The organism is Gammaproteobacteria bacterium (assembly GCA_024235095.1).
Lineage (GTDB): Bacteria > Pseudomonadota > Gammaproteobacteria > Competibacterales > Competibacteraceae > UBA2383.
This window is the reverse complement of sequence record JACKNC010000003.1, coordinates 524,073-545,709: the sequence shown is the minus strand read 5'-3', so window position 1 is coordinate 545,709 and position 21,637 is coordinate 524,073. Positions and strand designations below refer to the sequence as shown.

Annotated in this window: 22 protein-coding genes; 13 read left to right on the top strand and 9 right to left on the bottom strand. The window is 56.4% G+C overall.

The features are described from left to right. The first annotated feature begins 35 nt into the window (after positions 1 to 35). From aqpZ to H6973_19530, 4 genes are all read left to right on the top strand, one after another. The gene (gene aqpZ / locus H6973_19545) at positions 36 to 755 is read left to right on the top strand and encodes an aquaporin Z (protein ID MCP5127723.1); all 720 of its coding nucleotides are present in this window, start codon (positions 36 to 38) and stop codon (positions 753 to 755) included. Between the two features lie 265 nt (positions 756 to 1,020). Then, entirely contained in the window at positions 1,021 to 2,148 is a 1,128-nt protein-coding gene (locus H6973_19540; protein ID MCP5127722.1) for a toxic anion resistance protein, read from the top strand. A gap of 2 nt (positions 2,149 to 2,150) precedes the next feature. After that, positions 2,151 to 3,296 (top strand): SPFH domain-containing protein, encoded by a 1,146-nt coding sequence (locus tag H6973_19535; protein MCP5127721.1) that lies wholly within the window; start codon positions 2,151 to 2,153, stop codon positions 3,294 to 3,296. A gap of 115 nt (positions 3,297 to 3,411) precedes the next feature. Beyond that, entirely contained in the window at positions 3,412 to 3,609 is a 198-nt protein-coding gene (locus tag H6973_19530) for a hypothetical protein (protein ID MCP5127720.1), read from the top strand. On the opposite strand, the gene H6973_19525 is transcribed toward H6973_19530, so the two are convergent. Next, positions 3,600 to 3,863, bottom strand: a complete 264-nt coding sequence (locus H6973_19525) for a hypothetical protein (protein MCP5127719.1) — start codon at positions 3,861 to 3,863, stop codon at positions 3,600 to 3,602. The two genes, H6973_19530 and H6973_19525, sit on opposite strands and share 10 nt — an antisense overlap. Positions 3,864 to 3,923: 60 nt before the next feature. Between H6973_19525 and H6973_19520 the strand changes: the two genes are divergently transcribed. Together H6973_19520 and H6973_19515 are read left to right on the top strand one after the other, a co-directional pair. Beyond that, the gene (locus H6973_19520; protein MCP5127718.1) at positions 3,924 to 4,673 is read left to right on the top strand and encodes a DedA family protein; all 750 of its coding nucleotides are present in this window, start codon (positions 3,924 to 3,926) and stop codon (positions 4,671 to 4,673) included. A gap of 35 nt (positions 4,674 to 4,708) precedes the next feature. After that, positions 4,709 to 6,856 (top strand): EAL domain-containing protein, encoded by a 2,148-nt coding sequence (locus H6973_19515; protein MCP5127717.1) that lies wholly within the window; start codon positions 4,709 to 4,711, stop codon positions 6,854 to 6,856. Here the strand turns inward: H6973_19515 and H6973_19510 are convergent. Continuing rightward, positions 6,825 to 6,998: a hypothetical protein gene (locus H6973_19510; protein ID MCP5127716.1), complete on the bottom strand. Its 174-nt coding sequence runs from the start codon at positions 6,996 to 6,998 to the stop codon at positions 6,825 to 6,827. The two genes, H6973_19515 and H6973_19510, sit on opposite strands and share 32 nt — an antisense overlap. A gap of 308 nt (positions 6,999 to 7,306) precedes the next feature. On the opposite strand from H6973_19510, the gene H6973_19505 reads away from it, so the two are divergent. Both H6973_19505 and katG read left to right on the top strand, forming a co-directional pair. After that, the gene (locus tag H6973_19505) at positions 7,307 to 7,513 is read left to right on the top strand and encodes a cold-shock protein (protein MCP5127715.1); all 207 of its coding nucleotides are present in this window, start codon (positions 7,307 to 7,309) and stop codon (positions 7,511 to 7,513) included. 757 nt (positions 7,514 to 8,270) lie between these two features. Then, entirely contained in the window at positions 8,271 to 10,502 is a 2,232-nt protein-coding gene (gene katG, locus H6973_19500) for a catalase/peroxidase HPI (protein MCP5127714.1), read from the top strand. 146 nt (positions 10,503 to 10,648) lie between these two features. On the opposite strand, the gene H6973_19495 is transcribed toward katG, so the two are convergent. Beyond that, positions 10,649 to 10,813: a hypothetical protein gene (locus H6973_19495; GenBank protein ID MCP5127713.1), complete on the bottom strand. Its 165-nt coding sequence runs from the start codon at positions 10,811 to 10,813 to the stop codon at positions 10,649 to 10,651. Positions 10,814 to 10,919: 106 nt separating this feature from the next. Next, positions 10,920 to 11,186 (bottom strand): hypothetical protein, encoded by a 267-nt coding sequence (locus H6973_19490; protein ID MCP5127712.1) that lies wholly within the window; start codon positions 11,184 to 11,186, stop codon positions 10,920 to 10,922. Between the two features lie 721 nt (positions 11,187 to 11,907). Here H6973_19490 and H6973_19485 point away from each other — a divergent pair. The 5 genes from H6973_19485 (at position 11,908) to H6973_19465 (ending at position 16,220) form a co-directional block, all read left to right on the top strand. Next, the gene (locus H6973_19485) at positions 11,908 to 12,489 is read left to right on the top strand and encodes an NnrU family protein (GenBank protein MCP5127711.1); all 582 of its coding nucleotides are present in this window, start codon (positions 11,908 to 11,910) and stop codon (positions 12,487 to 12,489) included. Positions 12,490 to 12,493: 4 nt separating this feature from the next. Beyond that, positions 12,494 to 13,198, top strand: coding sequence for a hypothetical protein (locus tag H6973_19480; protein MCP5127710.1), 705 nt, complete (start codon positions 12,494 to 12,496; stop codon positions 13,196 to 13,198). Positions 13,199 to 13,228: 30 nt separating this feature from the next. Beyond that, entirely contained in the window at positions 13,229 to 14,062 is an 834-nt protein-coding gene (locus tag H6973_19475) for a 3'-5' exonuclease (protein MCP5127709.1), read from the top strand. A 347-nt stretch (positions 14,063 to 14,409) separates the two neighbouring features. Then, complete coding sequence (locus H6973_19470) at positions 14,410 to 15,606, top strand: RtcB family protein (protein ID MCP5127708.1); 1,197 nt, start codon at positions 14,410 to 14,412, stop codon at positions 15,604 to 15,606. Positions 15,607 to 15,773: 167 nt separating this feature from the next. Next, positions 15,774 to 16,220: a hypothetical protein gene (locus tag H6973_19465; GenBank protein ID MCP5127707.1), complete on the top strand. Its 447-nt coding sequence runs from the start codon at positions 15,774 to 15,776 to the stop codon at positions 16,218 to 16,220. Positions 16,221 to 16,362: 142 nt separating this feature from the next. Here the strand turns inward: H6973_19465 and H6973_19460 are convergent, their stop codons facing one another. From H6973_19460 to H6973_19440, 5 genes are all read right to left on the bottom strand, one after another. Next, positions 16,363 to 17,172, bottom strand: coding sequence for a symmetrical bis(5'-nucleosyl)-tetraphosphatase (locus tag H6973_19460; GenBank protein ID MCP5127706.1), 810 nt, complete (start codon positions 17,170 to 17,172; stop codon positions 16,363 to 16,365). 10 nt (positions 17,173 to 17,182) lie between these two features. Further along, the gene (gene nudB / locus H6973_19455) at positions 17,183 to 17,752 is read right to left on the bottom strand and encodes a dihydroneopterin triphosphate diphosphatase (GenBank protein ID MCP5127705.1); all 570 of its coding nucleotides are present in this window, start codon (positions 17,750 to 17,752) and stop codon (positions 17,183 to 17,185) included. Next, on the bottom strand, positions 17,749 to 19,518 hold the full coding sequence (gene aspS / locus H6973_19450; protein ID MCP5127704.1) for an aspartate--tRNA ligase: 1,770 nt from the start codon (positions 19,516 to 19,518) through the stop codon (positions 17,749 to 17,751). The genes nudB and aspS overlap by 4 nt, the downstream gene beginning before the upstream one ends. 49 nt (positions 19,519 to 19,567) lie before the next feature. Continuing rightward, the gene (locus H6973_19445; GenBank protein MCP5127703.1) at positions 19,568 to 19,861 is read right to left on the bottom strand and encodes a zinc ribbon domain-containing protein; all 294 of its coding nucleotides are present in this window, start codon (positions 19,859 to 19,861) and stop codon (positions 19,568 to 19,570) included. Between the two features lie 103 nt (positions 19,862 to 19,964). Continuing rightward, the gene (locus H6973_19440) at positions 19,965 to 21,629 is read right to left on the bottom strand and encodes a hypothetical protein (protein ID MCP5127702.1); all 1,665 of its coding nucleotides are present in this window, start codon (positions 21,627 to 21,629) and stop codon (positions 19,965 to 19,967) included. Positions 21,630 to 21,637 lie beyond the last annotated feature (8 nt).

The following is a 21,637-nucleotide window of genomic DNA, read 5'->3' as shown; positions in this document are numbered from 1 at the left end:
GTTTCCATTAGCAAAACGCAGGAGATTCTTAAATTATGCCGATTATCAATCGTATGGCTGCCGAATTTATCGGCACCCTCTGGCTGGTGCTGGGAGGCTGTGGCAGCGCTGTGCTGGCCGCGGCTTTCCCCAGTTCCGATCCTACTAATCCCCTGGGCATTGCCTTTGTCGGCGTTTCATTGGCCTTTGGTTTGACCTTACTGACCATGGCCTACGCCATTGGCCATATTTCCGGCTGTCATATCAATCCCGCAGTTTCGGTAGGACTATGGGCCGGCGGACGCTTCCCGGCATCCGACCTGATTCCCTACATCATCGCTCAGGTATTGGGCGCTACTGCCGGCGCGGCGATCATTTATCTGATCGCCACCGGCAAACCGGGCTTTGAACTGGGCGGCTTTGCGGCTAACGGCTTCGGCGAACACTCGCCGGGTCAATACGGATTAAATGCGGCGCTCATTTGCGAAATCGTGATGACCTTCATGTTTCTGATCGTCATCCTCGGCTCCACCCACAAGAACGTTCCATCAGGCTTCGCCCCGATCGCCATTGGCCTGTGTCTGACTCTGATCCATTTGATCAGCATTCCGGTGACCAACACGTCGGTCAATCCCGCGCGCAGCACCAGTCAGGCGATCTTCGTCGGCGGCTGGGCCTTGCAACAACTCTGGCTATTCTGGGTCGCGCCCATTGTTGGCGCAGCGCTGGCTGGCTTTTTCCACCGCTGGCTGGCGAGCGATCAACCGGCTAATTGATGCTGTTTCTTGATAAATTTAGCTTTTCTAGGAGCCTGTCTGCTCGCGATTCAATGGATTATCGCCTGCAAACGGGCTCCTGCGCATCCGTATTTGATATGAGGTTGGCCTTGCCCAGAAAAGGGAGTCTGGGTATCCAGACCCCCTTAGTAAAAGGCCATACTATAAAGTTATAGCCATTGGTAACCATAAGGAGCCTCACCGCATGTCCACCTCTACGTCCTCCTCCATACTAACTTCCGAAGAAATTCCAACACTTCCGGTTATGGCCGGGGTGTTCGCCGAAGCCTTGCCGCATATCCAGCAGGATTTAGCCGCTCGCGCGCCGGCGCCTGAACAAGATCAGCAACAGATTACTGAACTGGTCACCCAACTTGATTTACAGGACACGCATTCGATTCTGTTCTTTGGCAGCAAAGCCCAGGAACAGTTGACCACCATTTCCGACAACATGCTGGAAGGGGTGCGGAGCAAGGATATAGGTCCAGCGGGTACGGCTTTGGGCGAGATGGTCAAGGTGTTGCGCGCTTTCAATCTGGAGGACCTGGATCCTAACAAAAAACAAGGGTTCTTCGCCCGGCTGTTTGGCAAGATCACGCCACTGGCCAAGGTGGTGCAGGAATATGAAACAGTGCGGAACGAAATCGACCAGATTAGTAACTCTCTGGAGCGACACAAGACCCAGTTACTGACCGACATCACCGCGCTCGACCGTTTGTACGACGCCAATCTCGATTACTTTCACACTCTGGAACTGTACATCACCGCTGGCGAAGAAAAGCTGCGTCAAGCGGATGCTGAGGAGCTGCCGGCGTTGGAGCGGGAGGTCGCTGCTGGCGAGGATATGGTGAAAGCCCAACAGTTGCGCGATCTGCGCAGTGCCCGCGACGATCTGGAGCGCCGGGTTCATGACCTCAAACTGACCCGCCAGGTCACCATGCAGGGTCTGCCCAGCATCCGGTTGGTGCAGGAAAACGACAAGAGCCTGATCAACAAAATCAACTCGACGCTGGTCAACACCGTACCTTTATGGCGGCAGCAACTGGCCCAGGCCATTACCATCTACCGCTCCGGCCAAGCGGCCAAAACGCTGAAGGCGGCCAGCGATCTCACCAATGAATTGTTGGCGTCCAACGCCGAAAATCTGCGCCATGCCAACGTCCAGGCGCGCGAACAGATCGAACGAGGCGTCTTCGACATCGAAACGGTCAAAAAGGCCAATCAGACGCTCATCGCCACGATTGAGGACAGTCTGCGCATTGCCGATGAGGGTCGTCGCCGCCGGCAGGAAGCGGCGACGCAACTGGAAGCCTGTGAGACCGAATTGCGCCAGGCGCTCGCGTCTGCCCAAGCGCGCGCCCAACAACCCAATCCGTCCACGCGAGGTCGCTGATCATGGGACTTTGGGACAAACTCATGGGGGAATTCATTGATGTCATTCAATGGATCGATGATTCCAACGATACGCTGGTTTATCGCTTTGAACGGCATGGCAATGAGATCAAGTTTGGCGCGAAGTTGACGGTCCGCGAGGGACAGGTCGCTATCCTGGTTAACGAAGGCCAGCTCGCTGATACTTTCGAACCGGGCATGTACGAACTGAAGACGAATAACCTGCCGATTCTCTCCACCTTGCAAGGTTGGAAGTACGGTTTTGAAAGCCCCTTTAAAGCCGAGGTCTATTTCTTTAGCACTCGCCGTTTCACCGATCTGAAATGGGGTACGCAGAATCCTGTGATGCTGCGCGACCCGGAATTCGGACCGATCCGGTTGCGGGCCTTCGGCAACTACACCATCCGGATTAAGGACACCCCAACGTTCCTGCGTGAAATTGTGGGCACGGATGGCCGTTTTACCACTGATGAAATTACCAACCAGTTGCGCAATATGGTCGTATCGCGCTTCGCCAATATCCTCGGCCAGGCCAAAATTCCAGCGCTAGATTTGGCGGGAAACTACGATCAACTCGGTCAGTTTCTGTTGCAACGCATCTCCCCTGAATTTGAAACGGTCGGGCTGGAGCTGACCAATCTGCTGGTGGAAAATATCTCGTTGCCGAAAGAGGTTGAGGCGGTGCTCGACAAGCGCACCAGTATGGGCATTGTCGGCAACCTCGACCAGTATACCCAGTTCCAGGCGGCGGAAGCCCTGCGCGATGCCGCGGCGAATCCCGGCGGCGGTTCCGAGGCGCTAAATATGGGCCTGGGACTGGCGATGGCGCAAAGGATGAGCAATGCGTTGGGACGCTCGGCGCAGCAACCGACGGCTCCAGCGCCCGCGCCTCAACCTGCGCCGCAAGCGGCTCCGCCTCCTCTGGCGCCGCCGCCCTTACCCATCGCGAATCCCTACTACGTGGCAGTGAACAACCAGCAAGCCGGGCCGTTCCCAATGGACGAATTGCAACAGAAGGCGCAAACCGGCCAATTAACCCGCGAGACGCTGGTGTGGACGCAAGGCATGGTGAAATGGACCCCAGCGGGTGAAATAGCGGAACTGGCGGCCTTGTTTACTCACCTGCCGCCGCCGTTGCCGAGGGGTTGAGTGATGAGCGGCTAGCGAGGAGTCATGATGAGCGCTGTGGCGGAAAAAATCCGGATGAGCGAGGCTGAATATCTGGAATGGGAAAGCCGCGCTAAAGAGAAGCATGAATATATTGATGGCGAAATTGCGCTATTACCTGCTAGCGGAAACTCATCAGCCCATCGTCCGCTTACTCGGCAAAGTGGAAGGCGACCGCTGGATTGAGCAAATTCTCGACCGCGAGGACCGGATTGAAATAGCCTGTGGCGACATCCGGTTGACCCTGTCGCTGGACAATCTGTACGAAGATACCGGGTTACTGACTCAGGGATAATCATGCGCTCCCCTCTCCTGTGTATGGGAAAGGGGTTGAGGAAGAGGGCGTTCCCAGAAACTGCCGGAAAGCGCCCCGGCGGCGGTCATATCGTGAATCTGGCGCAGCTTGACCTTACCCTGGTCGTCGCGGGCCGCGACCACCGCATTCTCCAGATCGATCGAATATTCTTTTTGCATCCGCAACAGGCGCAACCGCACTTTCTGGGCCTGGTACATGTCATCGTAAGCAACTGCCACAAAAATGCTGCTCATGGGCGCGTCTCCATGATAAGAGTTAGACCTCTTTGGTTAAACTATTGAGGATATTAGATCATGTCTGACCCAATGCGAGTACTGATTCATTTGCTGCTGTACGGAGCATTGATAAGCAGTGCGGCCATGGCTCAAGCCGCGCCATCGACTCCCGACGCGCCAGCGCCAGCGCTCTCCCATCGCCTGTTACAGGATATCGAGCATGAAATCGCTAAAGTCGAGCCGGTACTGGATCGTTATGGCTATGGCGCAGTATTTACGGCCATTAGCGTCGAGGGCTTTGGCATTCCCGCACCGGGGCAAACCCTGCTGATCGCCGGCGCGGTGACCGCGGCCAACCAACAACAATTGCGTATCGAGTGGTTGCTGCTGACGGCCTTTCTGGCGGCCTTGCTGGGCAATAGTTTGGGGTATCTGATCGGGCGCCGGGGCGGACGGGCGCTACTGCATCGCTTCCGGATCAGCGCCCACCATCTGCAGCGCATCGAGCAGGGTTTTACCCGTTACGGCGGTGGATTGATCATCATAGCTCGATTCTTTGACGGACTACGGCAACTGAACGGCATCGCCGCCGGCCTGCTTGAAATGCCGTGGTGGCGGTTTACCTTGTACAATGCGGTCGGTGCGGCGTTATGGGTCGGTTGCTGGGGATTGGGGATTTACACCCTGGACGAAAATTTGCGTATCGTTCTGATCGCGTTCCACCACATCAATCCCTGGGTGGCCATGCTCACGCTGGTGGGCGTTGGCACGCTAATTCTGATACTCTGGCGTTACCACCGTTTGCCACGCAAAGAGCGGAACGGTTGACTGGCCATTTTCACACTGAAACGGAACGGGAAGCGATGCAGGATCCTATTCTATGGGCGGTTTTGATCGGCGTCGTGCTGGGCGCCGGGGGCATGGCGCTGCTAGGCGTTCGTTTTCACCATCGGCGCCTGGCGGCGCTTCGCAAGAACTACTTGCGAGAGTGCCGCGCCATGCTGGATCTGCTGCCGCAGCGCTTATACCGCGTGGATCGCGAAGGCCGTCTGACGTTCCTGAATCGCCCCTTGCTCCAGGATCTGGGCCTGCCGCTATCTGCCTGTCTGGGTAAAACCGCCAACGATCTCCATCCCCCCGAACTCGCCGAAAAATACCATACCGACGACCAACAGGTGCTGAGTGGAAAAACCCTTGTTCTGACTGAGGAAAACATTGTTCCAGCGACCGGCGAAAAGCGTTACGTCGAAGTGACCAAGATGCCTGTCCGTGATGAAACCGGTGCCATCGTGGGCATCCAGGGCATTTACTGGGATATCACCCCCCGCAAACAGGCGGAAGAACAACTGCGGCAAGCAGCGCGCGTTTTCGACAACACCATGGAGGGCGTAATGATCACCGATGCATCCGAAAAAATTACTGCAGTCAACCGCGCTTTTACCAAAATCACTGGTTATGAAGAGGCGGAGGTGATAGGGAAATCGCCGCGCATCTTCAAGTCCGGCCGTCAGGACGCTCAATTTTATGAGGCGATGTGGTCTTCAATCCAAACCACTGGCCACTGGCAGGGCGAGGTTTGGAACCGACGCAAGGATGGCGAGATCTATCCACAATGGTCAACTATTAGCACCGTGGCGGATGAAAATAACCAGATCACCCATTATGTCGGGGTTTTCAGCGATATCAGTTCGCTGAAGCGTTCCGAGGAGAAACTGAATTTTCTCGCCCATCATGACTTGCTAACTCGGTTGCCTAACCGATTACTGTTCAACGCTCGTCTAGAACACAGTATCGAACGCGCCCGGCGCAATCAGAAGTCGCTAGCGGTGCTGTTCTTTGATCTGGACCACTTCAAGAATGTCAATGATACACTCGGCCATGCCGCCGGCGATGATCTGTTGCGCTGGGTCGCCAGGCAACTGGCCGAGATGGTCCGCGCCGAGGATACCGTGGCTCGGATGGGCGGCGACGAATTCATCATGCTCATTGAAGAAGTCGATGAACCTAGCAACGCAGGAACGGTCGCCCGCAAGGTGCTGGAGCTGTTCAAGCAACCGGTCCACATCAGCCGGCACGAATTCTTTATCTCCACAAGTATTGGCATCAGCTTGTATTCCGCAGATGGCAATGATGCTGATACCCTGATCAAGAATGCCGATGCTGCGATGTATCAAGCCAAGGCCCAGGGCCGTAGCAATTATCAGTTCTACAAGCCGGAGATGACAGCTTGGGCGCTCGAACGCCTGCAACTGGAAACCTCATTGCGGCGAGCGGTCGAGCATGGAGAACTGATGGTGTATTACCAGCCGCAGGTAGACATTATCTCGGAACGATTGACCGGCGTTGAGGCGCTGGTGCGCTGGCAGCATCAGCAATACGGCATGATCCCGCCGTCCCGCTTCATTCCGGTTGCAGAAGAAACTGGCTTTATCAGCACCCTGGATACCTGGGTCATGCGCACAGCCTGCCGACAGATGCAAGCCTGGCGAGGACAAGGTTTGAGGTTACCACGCCTGTCGATCAATTTATCGATCAGACAAATCGAACAGACCGATCTTACGACCCTGGTCGCGGAATTGCTGGACGAAACCGAACTCGAACCGAGCTTTCTGGAATTGGAAATCACGGAATCGTTGATCATACGTCAAACTGCGCAGGCGATCCGCGCCATGCACGGGCTGCGTTCACTCGGGGTTTGGTTGGCGGTGGATGATTTCGGCACTGGTTATTCCTCGCTGAGTTATCTCAAACAACTCCCGTTGCATCGATTGAAGATCGACCAGTCTTTCGTGCGCGATATTACCCGCGATCCGAATGGCGAAGCGATTGTGCGCGCCATCATCGCTCTGGCGCATAGCCTCGGGTTGGGCGTCATCGCCGAGGGCGTTGAAACGCGGGAACAGGTCGACTTTCTGCAAAAGCAGGGTTGCGATGAGGTCCAGGGTTATCTATATGGTCATCCGATGCCAGCGGATGATTTTATCCGGAACTATCGCCATTTGTTGGAGTAATCGCTATCGAGCCAAACGACAACAGCCACCAGCGCAATTGCGAGGTGTCGTTCACCGTCGCGGTCAGCCAAAAATGGTAGTCATCGCCATCCCGATCCTGTACAACCTGGCCTTCCGACAGACGGGTTTCCAGTAGATGCAAGCCGGCGGGCCAGTATGCAGCGATTGCCTTGCCTACAGACTACACAATTTTGTGGCATTAAGCATCTTTTGCGCCGGATATCCTCTAAGCTGAACAGAGAGTCTAACTCAAAGACCGAGAGGCGTTAAGCAGCCACTTGTGTTGTCTGTCCCTATACCTTATAGTGAGTAACGCAAGAGCTTCAAGTGAGGTTATCTGTTCATTTACTGTAAGCCCTTTCAATGGTTTTCGGTCCATCAGTTCCTCCATTTCGGTTCTTGTAACGGAGCGATTGCTCTACCTTTTTAATCTTCTCGAGATCTAAATTAATGTCAGTTGGTACGGTTAAATGGTTTAATGAAGCTAAGGGTTTTGGTTTTATCTCTCCGGATGGCGGTGGCGAAGACTTGTTCGCACACTTCTCGGCCATTCAGGGGCAAGGTTTCAAAACGCTTAGGGAAAATCAGAAGGTTTCGTTTGATGTCACTACTGGACCTAAAGGCAAGCAAGCAGCGAATATTCGTTCTATTGACTAGACGTCCAAGATTTTAGTGCGAGAAAAACCCGGTACTACCGGGTTTTTTTTTGATTCCTTCTACCCATTCCCTTTTTTCTGCTTACCCAGCAATTGCTAGAACCGGTCTCGGCGGCGACTATCTGCGAGGAGATAATCACGGGGAAATCCCTTGGCAAGTTTCCGGTGACATGATTATTGGCTATTGTGGAAGCCGTGCGTGTTGGGGGCGATATCCTCTGGACTGGGTGGCTGAGTATGAAATTTGATTCGCATATTTCATACCATTTACTGGTAAATTTTGAATCTTTGTCCGGTGATCAGCTCGCTGAACTACGTCGGTTTGCCACCTGAACCACGCCTTATCGAGAAATTTCCTCGAAAAACGGTTTTTTACTCCGCGTTCGCTGTAGAGCGGTTACGCTGGGTATCTTCAGGTAGAGACTGAGGGTCTGCAGATCATTCTCCTGGAGCGGGGACGCGATTGCGCCCAAGGTTATCTGTTCAGTCCCCCGTCGCCCGCTGAAGAGTTTATAAAGTGGCGATGGAGTCATGTTAAATATTAAAAACCCATCATTTGGCCTTCCTATTAAGGCAATAGACAAAATTTATTTCCGTTGCTGACGGTGACCTCCCATACTGTGAACTACCGAAGGGTCCGCGGACCGTTTCTTACGGCGCGGACGAATAATGACTGACAACGATAATGATCGAGGACGAAGGACTTCCTTCGCACCAGTCCCTTCCGATCGATCCGAACCCCCGGAGGTGGAAATTCCATGCTTAGACCAAAAATGTCTTTAGTTGCCGCCTTGGCGATTACACTGACGCCGCTTGCGCCCATTAGTCCTGCTTTAGCGCAGGGTCAACCCAGGCCGAACCAATTCTGGTGGCCTAACCAGCTCAACCTTCAGCCCCTGCGCGATCACGACCCGGCGTCCAATCCCTACGGGGCGGACTTCGACTATGCCAAAGCCTTCGCCAGCCTGGATCTGGAGGCCGTCAAGAAGGACCTCAAGAAGCTGATACACACTTCCCAGGACTGGTGGCCAGCCGACTTCGGCCACTACGGTCCCTTGTTCATCCGCATGGCTTGGCATAGCGCCGGCACCTACCGGGTGGCGGACGGGCGCGGCGGCGCCGGTGGCGGGCAGCAGCGCTTCGACCCGCTCAACAGCTGGCCCGACAATGTCAACCTCGACAAGGCGCGGCGCCTGCTCTGGCCGATCAAGCAGAAGTATGGCCGCAACATCTCCTGGGCCGACCTGATGGTTCTCGCTGGCACCGTCGCCATGGAGGACATGGGCTTTAAGACCTTCGGCTTCGCAGGCGGCCGGCCGGATGACTGGGAGCCAGATCTCGTCTATTGGGGTCCGGAAGCCGACATGTTGGGCCGAAAGCGGTTCGACAAGGCAGGGAAACTGGAAAATCCTCTCGCCGCCACGCAGATGGGCCTCATCTACGTGAACCCGGAAGGCCCCGGCGGCAACCCGGACCCGCTCGCGGCCGCCGAGCAGATCCGCGTAGCCTTCGGTCGCATGGCCATGAACGATGAAGAGACCGTCGCCCTGATCGCCGGTGGCCACACCTTCGGCAAGACCCACGGCGCGCACAAGCCGAGCGAGTGCGTGGGTCCCGAGCCGGCCGCCGCCCCCATCGAGCAGCAGGATCTCGGCTGGGCCAACAAGTGCGGCAAAGGCGATGCTGAGGACACAGTCGGCAGCGGTCTGGAAGGCGCATGGACCCAAGCGCCGACAGAGTTCACGATGCTGTACCTGACGAACCTGTTCAGCTTCGATTGGGAGCAGACCCGCAGCCCCGCCGGTGCCATTCAATGGAAGCCCAAGGGCGGAGCGGGCGCCGACACGGTCCCCGACGCCCACGTTGAAGGCAAGCGGCACGCGCCGATGATGTTCACGACGGATCTGGCGCTGAAATTCGATCCGGCCTACCGCGAGATCTCCCAGCGCTTCCTCAAGAACCCGAAAGAGTTCGAGCTGGCCTTCGCCAAGGCTTGGTTCAAGCTGACGCACCGTGACATGGGTCCGCGCGCCCGGTACCTGGGTGGCGAGGTACCCGAGGAAGTGTTGATCTGGCAGGACCCGGTGCCAAAGGCCGACTATAAACTGGTTGAGGCGCAGGATATTGCCCAGCTCAAGAAAAAGATCCTCGACTCCGGCCTCTCTATCCCGGATCTGGTGCGAACCGCGTGGGCCTCGGCCGCCACTTACCGCGATACAGACATGCGCGGGGGCGCTAATGGCGCGCGCATTCGCTTGGCCCCGCAGAAGGACTGGCCCGTCAACGACCCGGCAGCGCTGGCGAAGGTGTTAAAGACCCTGGAAGGCGTTCAAAAAGACTTCAATGACTCGACGTCCGGCGGCAAAAAGGTCTCTCTCGCCGATCTGATCGTCCTCGGCGGCGCGGCGGCCATCGAGCAGGCGGCAAAAGAAGCCGGTCACGACGTAAAGGTTCCTTTCACGCCCGGACGAACCGATGCGACTCAGGAACAGACCGACGTCGCATCCTTCGCGGTCCTCGAACCGGCGGCCGATGGCTTCCGCAACTACTTCGGTAGCGGCAACTCCTTGTCGCCAGCCGAGATGCTGGTCGACCGCGCGAACTTGTTGGGTCTGACCGTACCGGAAATGACCGCGCTGGTCGGCGGTATGCGTACCTTGGACGCTAACGCGGGCGGTGTCAAACACGGTGTGTTCACGGACCGTCCCGGGACGCTGAACAACGATTTCTTCGTCAACCTGCTCGATATGGCCACAAAGTGGTCGAAAGCGAAGGATACCAATGGCCTCTACGAGGGACGCGACCGCGCCACGGATGAACTGAAGTGGACAGCAACGCCGGTGGATCTGATTTTCGGATCCAATTCTGAGCTGCGCGCTGTCGTTGAGGCTTATGCATCTGAAGACGGCGCTGAGGAATTCGTCCGCAACTTCGTTGCAGCATGGACCAAAGTGATGACGGCTGACCGCTTCGACCTAAAGCGGTCGTAGGGAAAAGCCGCTCGGATCGCGGTTGGCCTCAGCCCGATCCGAGCGCCCGCAGCGATTCAACGGTTGTGAATCTCGGTCGAGCTGTTATTTGACTCAAAAACAGTACGAACTAATTGGACAGGGAAAGCGGTAAAAAAACTTCTGTATCAGTTTTGCCCCGACTCCGGCTGGGCCGGCTCAACAACCCCAAACAACTTTTCAATCCGCGCCAGCCGCTCAGCCTGTTCGCCGCTGGGATCGCCCGCTGCGGAGACGACCTGGCGGATCTTGGCAAGCGCCTCTGCCCGGATGGCCGCATCAGGAGGCAGCATCTTGTAGTCTGGCAACCTGTTTAGCCTGCATTCCAAGGTACGCGGTGCGTACCCTACATCGACTGCCTCCTGCATCTGGTAGCGGTACCGGAGTAACGTGCCATAGTCACATTCCAATGCGTCGGCCAGTTGCAGGGGGGATCCCCTGCGCGAATCCACGCAGCATCAAGACGATCTTGGTGCAGGAGTAGTGCATGCCCGTCCAGAAAGTACCCGTGAACAGGTTGAACACCGCACCGCATTCCCGGCAGCAGTCATCGACCACCGGGGCACGGTCGCCCCTGTGCGGGCGTTGCGAAGCCGGTAGGACATGCCCGCGCGGACAGCACAAACCATGAGGATGAAGAATCATGGAGCAAAAAAACAGTAGCATTCTTGTTCATTGAGTAAGTCGGTGATAGGAAAACGGATCATGGTCCCCTCCTAACGTTTTGCGCCCCAAGATGGCGCCAAAACTCAATGAATCTTCTCCACCCTCTTCTTGAGGTTTCATCCGCTCGCCGACATGAGCCAATCACCTTTAATTCTGGAGCCAGTAAGAAAGCATGCTCTAATTTCTTATGGCTTTTCGAGGGTTCTTGTGGAGCCAATCGGGCTGGGAAGAGGCGATCTCGCCAACTCATATTGTGATTTAAAAAAACAGCACGATCGACCTCCAACGAACTTGGGGAACTTAGCTTGGTCAAACGAGCCGGCTTCCACAAGAATCCTCAAAGAACCAAGAAGGTAGTATTCTTGGGTAAATAGACTTTATGCTAACTATAATGCTAAAAATTCTGCTCTCCAAAAATCTCTTCCATCATCATCTTTGCCCGATGAATTTCGTTATCGTCAAGCAGCATCCGCAAACTACCCTTTTCCGATAACAATTCACGCAGTAATCGCAACCTCGGCTACATCATGCATAGCCATTTGTCGTGGCGCAGCCCATCCTTGATGCTGCGCCGAATTGCTGTTCAGCCACTTCCGCGGCATTGGGCTGTCCACACTCTCGTTGTAGCACCAGCCTTTATTGCCGATGCTGTACACAATATCATTAAAAATCGGTTCCTGCTTTTTTTCAACTACACGACTTGCGCAGCGAGGGTTTACAAATGAGCGTTCTGATCCTTGGGCTGGTTCTCTTCCTAGCGGTGCATTCCATCTCGATCGTCAATGAACCCTGGCGTGATCGTCTGGCGGCGAGCATCGGCGAGCGATTGTGGCAGGGTCTGTACTCGCTGGCGTCCCTTATCGGATTTAGCTTCATCGTCTGGGGATACGGTCTTGCCCGCCAGGAACCCATGCCGCTCTACCTGCCGCCAGCATGGTTGCGCCATATCGCTTTATTACTGATGGTCCCGGTATTTCCACTGTTGCTGGCGGTCTACCTGCCAGGATGCATCCAGGCCAAGGTCAAACACCCTATGCTCGCAGCGACCAAACTGTGGGCGTTCGCGCACCTGCTAGCGAATGGGATGCTGGCGGATGTGTTGTTATTCGGCAGCTTTCTCGCCTGGGCGGTGGTGTATCGCATCTCCATAAAGCGCCGCGTCGCACATCCCGTTCTCGGCGCGCCGCCTTCCAGATGGAACGATTGGATTGCCGTGATCGGCGGCTTGGCGCTTTACGTCGCTTTTGTACTGTGGTTGCATCTCTGGCTGATTGGCGTCGCGCCGGTTACCATCAAGCATTGAGAGAATGAAGGTTTCAGGCATCAGGAACGCAAACAGGAAATTGCTCCTGAATTTGTCCGATTTCCATGTGGAAAGACAATATCATCGTGTTCTGGAGAGCAAAATGGCTCTTGACGAAAGACGGCGACAGAAAAAACTCGCTAAAAAGACGGCTGAACGCAAGGCCAAGCAGGTCGAACGGCGCTCGCTAATTACCGGCGGTTCCTCAGCATTAACCGCGCGCTTCCCGGTCAGCGACTGTTTGGTTCCCATTGATTTGTTTAAAGAAGGCCTTGGTCACCTGATTTTGACCCGTTCGCTGCCTAACGGCCAGTTGGCATTGGCGAGTTTTCTGGTCGATACCTATTGCCTTGGCGTCAAGGACGCCATGTATCGGGTGGTTTCTCCCGAAGAGTTCGAATATTATCGGCAGCAGGTCCACGATCGAACGCCTCTGGGGTCAGTCCATCCCAGTTGCCTGCGCAGGCTGGTCGAGGAAGCGGTTGGCTATGCCCGTGATATCGGTTTTTCACCCCATACCGATTATGCTAAGGCGGCTCGGTTATTCGGCGACATTGACGCCTCGGCCTGCTCAGTTCGTTACACCTTCGGCAAGGACGGTAAGCCGTGCTATATCAGCGGCTCCTACGAGAATCTTCAGCAACAGCGCAAAATTATTGAGACTCTGAAGCGAAATCTCGGGTCGGACGGGTTTGATTTCTGTTCTTGACGCCTGAAACCTGATGCCTGAAACCTCTATATGGCCACTCCCCAACACCTGCTGGTTATCGATCTGGAAACCCGGCCCGATGCGGCGATTCTGCCGGTAGATCGTGATCCTGAAACCTTCCCCAAGCCGATCCAGCATGAGATCGTGACCCTGGGTTTCCTGTTAGCGCGAATTGAACGCGATGGCGAACGGGAGCGCTATTTGATCCGTAAACTCGGTTCCGCCAGCATTGCGGACCGGAGTGAACGGGATATTCTGGCCGGGTTCTGGCAGATGATCGACCGGCAGAAACCACGAGTGGTGACCTGGAATGGGCGCGGTTTTGACGCTGCCGTCCTTAAGCAACGGTCGCTGATCCATGGCCTGACCGCGTTCAACTGGCACCGCACCGATCCCCGCTTCGGTTACGACTATCGCTACGAATTTAACTGGCACTGCGACCTGATGGATGTGCTGAGCGATTTTGGCGCTTCGCCGCGACTGGGACTGGACGAAGCGGCGCAAGCTTTGGGTCTGCCAGGGAAATGGAATGGTCACGGGGAGCATGTTGCAGAACAGGCCGCCGCCGGGGACTATGCCGCGATTAATCAGTATTGCGAAGGCGATGTTCTCAATACCTATGTGCTTTATCTGCGCTGGGCGTATTTCAGCACCCGCCTCGGTCGCCAGGGCCATAACCTCAGTGTGCAGAATCTGCTGGATTATCTTGAGGCGGGCCGTGAAGAACATCCGCACTGGGACGATTTCGCCGCACGCTGGCAAGCCAGCGCCCGGCCCTGCCCGATTTTTATCCCGGAAGCGCCGAGCGAACCGAGATCCCAAGCGCCAGAGTCTCATCTGCGCAGTGAAGACGTGTTGCCATAGAGTGATACGCAGCGCAATGTGGCCAGATCGTCTCTGAAGGCAAGGGGTTTTCCACAGAATCTGTGGATAAGTCGATCAAAACGCCCCGTTCCAGGCGTGCAACCGTTTGTCCGGCTTACTTTGAACGGGAGTGGTGGAAAATTCGCCAGTCCTACTGCAATAGGGGTTTCAACATCAGGCCCAGAATTTCCCCTTGACGCACTTGCAGACTGACCGCACTGAGCGCGCGCAGGCCAAGAAAAGTCTATGCTGACGAATTGGATGGTCAGACAAGCCGATACAGGTTCGGTTACCCGAGCTTACCATTATTCAGACCTTTCGACTCACAGAGGAAAAAGGAGCCGTGCATGCCGATTCAACAGATTCTCTCCGCCCAGCGCGTCCCGGTCAAAATCTGGACTGATGATGTGGACGAGTCCTCAAAGCAGCAGCTGGCGAATATCGCCAGTCTGCCGTTCATCCATCACCACGTTGCCGCGATGCCGGATGTGCATCTAGGCAAGGGCGCTACCATCGGTTCGGTGATCGCCACTCATAAAGCGATTATTCCCGCCGCTGTGGGCGTTGATCTGGGTTGTGGAATGGTTGCCGCCCGGTTGTCGATCGCGGCGAATGATCTCGATGAGAAGGCGTTGAAGAAAGTCTTTGATCAAATTACCCGCGATGTCCCGGTCGGTCGGGGCCAGCATCCTGATGACCGGGTTTTAGTAGACGCCGCGCGTCCGTTTGAAGCGGGATTGAAGGCATTAACTGACCGGCACCCCACCCTGCTTAAAGCCTTCGGCAAATTCTCGAAATGGACGAACCAGATGGGTACGCTGGGTGGAGGCAACCACTTCATCGAAGTCTGCCTCGATGAGACCGACCAGATGTGGGTGATGTTGCATTCCGGTAGCCGGGGCATTGGCAACGCTATTGCCGATTACTTTATCCAACTGGCTCGCCAGGACATGGAGCGCTGGATGATTCAGCTACCGGACCGGGATCTGGCCTATCTCCCGGAGGGTACTGAACACTTCGCTGATTACGTTGAAGCGGTGCAGTGGGCGCAGGACTATGCGATGCAGAACCGGCAATGCATGCTGGATCTGGTGATTGCCGCAATGACCCGCCATCTACCGCCGTTCACGGTTACCTCGGAAGTAGTGAATTGCCACCATAACTATGTGGTCAAGGAACATCACTACGACGCCAATGTCTGGGTCACGCGCAAGGGTGCCATCCGCGCCCGCGAAGGCGATTTGGGCATCGTCCCCGGCAGCATGGGTACGCGCAGCTATATCGTGCGCGGCAAGGGAAATCCCGAGAGCTTCTGCTCCAGCGCGCATGGCGCAGGCCGCCGCATGAGCCGCACCGCTGCCGAAAAACAGTTCACCGAGGCCGATCTGGCCCGGCAAACCACCGGCGTCATCTGCCGGAAAGACCGAGGCGTGGTGGATGAAATTCCCGGCGCATATAAGGACATCGATGAAGTCATGACGAATCAAAGCGATCTGACGGAGATTTTACATACCCTCAAGCAAGTCGTGTGCGTGAAGGGTTAACCATGCTGATATGATAGCGGTGTCGGAAACAGAAACCACGATGCGTGAATCGGTCGCTAAATGATGGCTTGAGCGGCTATAATGACTATTAATGATGGCAGATGGAGGAGCAATTCCGCACCTTTTGCCGGATAATCACGACTCTTTTTTCAATTGATGACTAGGCCATGCAGACTCAACATTCGCCTCACAGCGACAAACCGGAATCGAAAGCGCTCTATGTTCCCGGTCCGTTTGTCGCTGCAATTAAGACCTTGATCGATGCTTACCGCCAAGGCAATGCTCCGGCGCTGTCAGCCGCCCTGCAACAACTCGAACAGGCGGTAGCGAACGCCGAACCCAGATCCAGATCCAGATCCAGATCCAGATACAAACCCAAATCCAAGCCAAAAGCCCTGAAGAAGGGAGTGAGTGTGGCGGCTCAAGAACGGAAACCGTTTAAAAAAGCACCGATGGGTATGGCGACAACCTCCCGTGAAGAAGCGGACCGCGACATCGATCTGGTTTCTTGCCTGAACCGTGATCATCCTGCCATCGCTGAGCGTTACGCCCGGGGTGAGTTCAGAAATATTAAAGAAGCGGCTATTGCGGCAGGGATCATCGTCTCTTCATAGAATTCGAGGTAAATCAGGTTCTTTGAGGGTTCTGGCGGAGGCAGTCCTAGTAGCCAACCGGCCATACAACATCAACTCCACAGAAAGCGTCGAAAAACCCGTTTTGAATGGATTTCCAATTTTGTCGGCCTATCAACAACGGTCACGCGGGTACACTAAAGGCTGGCGCCTCCGGTTCGTCCAAACGGATCGCAGTCAATCGGTTGCCCCAGACACAGCCGCTGTCGAGAGCGTAAATCCCCGGTGCGCGATAATACCCCAGCGAAGCCCAGTGACCGAAGACAATATTGAGATCGGCATTGCGTCGGCCCGGCGCAGCAAACCAGGGCATCAGCTTAATGCCCGCGCTGCCTGGCGGACCTTTCTCCGCGAAGGACAAGGTCCCGTCCGCTGCGCAAAAACGCATCCGGGTCAGGGCGTTGACGATAAACCGTAACCGGTCGTAACCGACCAGATCATCTTGCCAGCGTCGTGGCTCGCCGCCAAACATTCGCGCCATGAAGAGTTCCGATTCCGGCCCGCGCAGGGCTGCTTCGACTTCATGAGCGCAGCGTTGCGCCAGCGTCAAGTCCCATTGTGGCGGCAGACCGGCGTGAACCATGGCAAATCCCAGTTCCATGTCATGATGCAGCAGTGGACATCGACGCAGCCAGTCTAGCAATTCATCTCGGTCGGGCGCTTCCAGAATCGCGTGGAAGGTATCCTTGCGCTTGGGCTTGACTTGACCGGCAGCCGCAGCCAGCAGGGTAAGGTCATGATTGCCTAATACCGTCGTCACCTGTTGGTCCAGCTCGCGGACCAATCGCAACACTTCTACTGAATGGGGACCCCGGTTCACCAGATCGCCGACCAGCCACAACCGGTCAGTGGCGGGATCGAATTTCAGCAACTCCAACAGCCGTTGCAACGGCTCGTAACAACCCTGAATGTCGCCAATTGCGTAAACCGCCATAAGTTACCCTTTACATAGAAGGCAGGGTGAGAATCGCGTCCCGGTTGGTCCAGGAAGTCATCCGGTCCGCCGCGACTGAGCGTGGCAACCAAAGATACTCACTGTGTTCAGCGGGGTTCAGGTCAACAGGACAGCGCTCCGGCAGGCAAACCCGGAACACAGACTCGATATTCTCAATCACATCTGGCGCATAGCGATGCCGCCAGGGCGGTAGAATGGGGAAACGGTTGATCTGGTTGCAGGCAACGATCTCCAGTCCGTCACCTAAACCGGTTTCTTCGCGCAATTCCCGCCGTGCAGTTTCCAGTGGATCCGTCTCCTCCCAGCGCAAACTGCCGGTGACCGATTGCCAGAAATCCGGTGGCTGGCAACGGCGCAGGGCTAGCACCTCGTCCGCCAGGGTGTAAATCACCACCAGCACCGACTCCGGGCGTTTAACACGGCTCCCCTCTTTGACAAAGGGGGGTTGGGGAGAATTTGATGCACAGTTCCCCCCTTTGACACAGGAGGGGTAGGGAGAATTTGATGCGCAGCTCCCCTCTTTGACAAAGGGAGGTTGGGGGGGATTTTGCGTATTCAAGGCGTGCGCCGCAACCGAATGTTGAGATCGCGCAGCTGCGTCTCGGTGACCGGCGCCGGCGCCTGGGTCAGCAGACAGGCGGCGCTCTGCGTCTTGGGGAACGCCATGACATCGCGGATAGAGCTGGCGCCGGCCATCAGCATCGTCAGGCGATCCAGGCCAAAGGCGATGCCGCCGTGCGGGGGACAGCCGAATTTCAGCGCATCCAGCAGAAAGCCGAATTTGGCGCGCGCTTCCTCGGCGTCGATGCCCAACAGTTCAAATACCTTATTCTGCATCTCCTGTCGGTGAATACGCACCGAACCGCCGCCGATTTCGCTGCCATTCAGCACCATGTCGTAAGCCTTCGACAGGCAACGTCCCGGATTGGCTTGCACCTCGGCGGGATCGTCCGTGCGCGGCGCAGTGAACGGATGATGCAGGGCGTTCCAGCGCTGGTCATTTTCGTCCCATTCAAACATCGGGAAGTTCACGACCCACAGCGGCGCCCATTCACCCTTGACCAGTCCCAGATCGTGACCCAACTTCAGCCGCAGCGCGCCCAGCGCATCGTTGACTACCTTGACGGAATCTGCACCGAAGAAAATCAGGTCGCCATTCTCGGCTCCGGTGCGCGTGAGAATCTTGGCCAGGGTCTCATCGGGCAGAAACTTGACAATGGGCGCTTGCAAACCTTCGCGCCCGCCGGTCACATCATTCACCTTGATGTAGGCCAGTCCTTTCGCGCCATAGCGTCCGACGAACTCGGTGTACAGGTCAATTTCGCGCCGGGTCAGTTTACCGCCCTCTGGAACGCGCAACGCCGCGACCCGGCCTTTGGGATCATTAGCGGGTCCAGCGAAGACCTTGAATTCCACGCTCGCCATCAAATCCGACAGTTCAGTCAGCTCCAGGGGAATGCGCAAATCCGGCTTGTCGGAGCCATAGCGCTGCATCGCCGTCTCATAAGGCATTCGTGGAAATGGGTTAGGCAAGTCGACCGCCATGACCGCTTTGAATAGCTGGCGGATCATCTCTTCCATCAGCCCGGTAATAGCCGCTTCGTCCATGAACGAGGTTTCAATATCGAGCTGGGTGAATTCCGGCTGGCGGTCAGCGCGCAGATCCTCGTCGCGGAAACAGCGCACTACCTGATAGTAGCGATCCATGCCGGCCATCATCAACAATTGCTTGAATAATTGCGGCGATTGCGGCAGGGCGAAGAAACTGCCGGGATGAGTGCGGCTGGGCACCAGATAGTCGCGAGCGCCCTCCGGGGTCGCCTTGGTCAGCATCGGGGTTTCGATGTCCATAAAGCCTTGTTCATCCAGGAACCGGCGCAGCGCGCTGATGATCCGGGTGCGCAAGCGCAAGCGGTCTTGCATGACCGGGCGGCGCAGATCGAGGTAGCGATAACGCAGGCGCACTTCCTCGGAAGTGTCGTCATCATCCAACTGGAACGGCAAGGGTTCGGAACGATTGAGGATTTCCAGCTCGCGGGTCAGCACCTCCACCACGCCCGTGGCCAGGTTGGGATTTTCCGTACCCTCGGGACGACGACGCACTCGACCGGTGATACGTAATACGAATTCATTGCGAACCCGCTCGGCGTTGGCGAAGGCGTCCGGCGTATCGGGGTCAATCACGACTTGCACCAACCCTTCGCGGTCGCGCAGGTCGATAAAAATCACTCCGCCATGATCGCGGCGGCGATGCGCCCAGCCACAGAGGGTGACATCTTGATCTAACAGAGTTTCAGTGACTTGGCCGCAATAGTGGCTGCGCATGGCGTAGGATTCCTGGATGCTAAAAACTGAATGTTATAGCGACTGGCCACTAAGCCGCTGCGGGCGTCGGACAAGCCCCACATCCCCCTGCGCCATCACAAGCGGCGGCTGGTTTGCTTTCCTTGGGCGGCGCATCATCCTTAGCGACGTTCTTCTGATTGTCTTTCTTGAAATCGGTCTCATACCAGCCACTGCCCTTCAAGCGGAAGCCCACGGCTGAGATCAGTTTTTTCAATTGTGGCTGGCCACACGCGGGGCAATCGCTCAGCTCGGGATCACTCATTTTCTGCATCACTTCCATATCGTGGTTGCAGGACTGACAACGGTATTCATAGATGGGCATGGCGCACCTCACAGGCTGACAAGGCAATTGGAAATTTCAACAGTACGTTATGGGGATTGTCGGGACAAAATTCAAGAGTTCGCTACTGAAATAAATCCGCTAATTACTTCTTCAACTGCCAAGTCTCATTCGCCTTTTCCAGCACAGCGTTAATCTGCGCCAGTAAATCATCCGATAATTTCTTGGCTCTATCGCCGACAAACAGCCGCATCGGGAATGCATGAGTGGCTTGCAACGCCATCAGTTCCGGTATGACGTCAGCCAGATTCTGGATCTCATGGGTGGTTAATTCAATTTCCGCAGCAACTGTTTGGATGTGATAAGCCGGTTTTTGGACGTAATCCACGGTTGGGGTGATCTTCAGGGGCGCGGTCTTCTTCTCTCGCAGCATGACCTGCGCCGCCACGGCCCGTTCACAGGGCCAGGCGCCGTCGACTTCCAGGTAATTGGCCTGCAATGCGCCGTTGATCGCCGCGCAGACGGTTTTCCAGGGGAGCGGTTGGCCGAGCTTTTGCGATAAGGCTTGCGCTATGGCCTCCACCGTCGTTTGGCTATTTGCCCAGGCATCCGGTAGGGCGGCGGGCAGGATTTCCAGCACGTTAATTGCGGGTGGCGGTGAGCGCAGTACAGCGTCGGCGGTCAGGACGCCTGCCGGAATCGGTTCGCCCAACAGGCTAGTCGGGCCATGAATCAGCCAGAGCTTGCCCGCGGCAACGGCTTCCTGAATGGCTGCGTCCATAACCGGTTGCTCGGCCTTGGGAATGAACACCGATTCCTGATAACCACCGCCCTTATCGACATTGATCGCGTGATCGCCCTGGAAATAGGCGTAAAGCTGACTGACCGGCAGTTCTTCACCGCTCCACAGTTCCGGTAAATGCTCTCGAATCAGGAGCGCGCTATTCAGTTCGGCCAAGCTCGCCGCTTCGGGCAGGACCAGCGTCAAATCCTTGTCCTTCATCATCGCCTCGTCCGGGCGGGCGCGCCACCAGGTACGCACACTGCGATCCGGGCGGATTAGTTGCAGTACAAAGGACCCGGTGGTGCACCCTTGCGCCAGGGTGTCATAGAGGTCCTGAGTACGCAGCATCTTGGGCAGGGTCGGCTGGGCGGCAAAGGCGTTCACCAGATCCTTAACCCGCTGGCGGGTATCGCCATCATGCCAGAGATCGTAGGGGCCGCCCGGTAATAAGGCGTCGGCGTCCAGCACAGCGTCCTGAATGCGAGCGTCGGCATGGGCCTTGACTGCATCGAATAAAGACCCGTCGCTCAGGGTGAGGCGGAATGTGTGTGGCGCGCCGGATTCGGCAAGGGTGACGCCCATGCAGTAGGCTTGCCGGAGGAGACCGGGAACGTATTGCTTAGCTGCTTGCAACTTGGCCTGCAACTGGTTTTTGCGCGCCGGGTCAACGGTTCCCTCCATCCGATTCAGATCAGCTTCGACCTTTTCCCAGGCCAGAGAGTCCTTAATCCGGGCTTCCACAGCGCGTAGACCGTCCTGCGACGGCGCGGCAAGGACTATCGCATTCGAATAGGCGCGAGGGGTGTTGGGGCCAGTCTTTTCAGTCAGGAAGCGCACCGCTTCCTGACTGGGGACGCGGACTTCCGAGGCGGCGCTTGGTCCCAGGACGGCAAAATGGAACAGGCCGTCGTCTTCGATGTCGCTGGGTTGTCTGGGTTGTAGATGCAGGCGAACGCCGAGACCGGGCGGGACCTGGAACCACGACTTGAGCTTGCCAATTTCCTTTTCCAGCCGGTCTTTCACCACATCGCCGC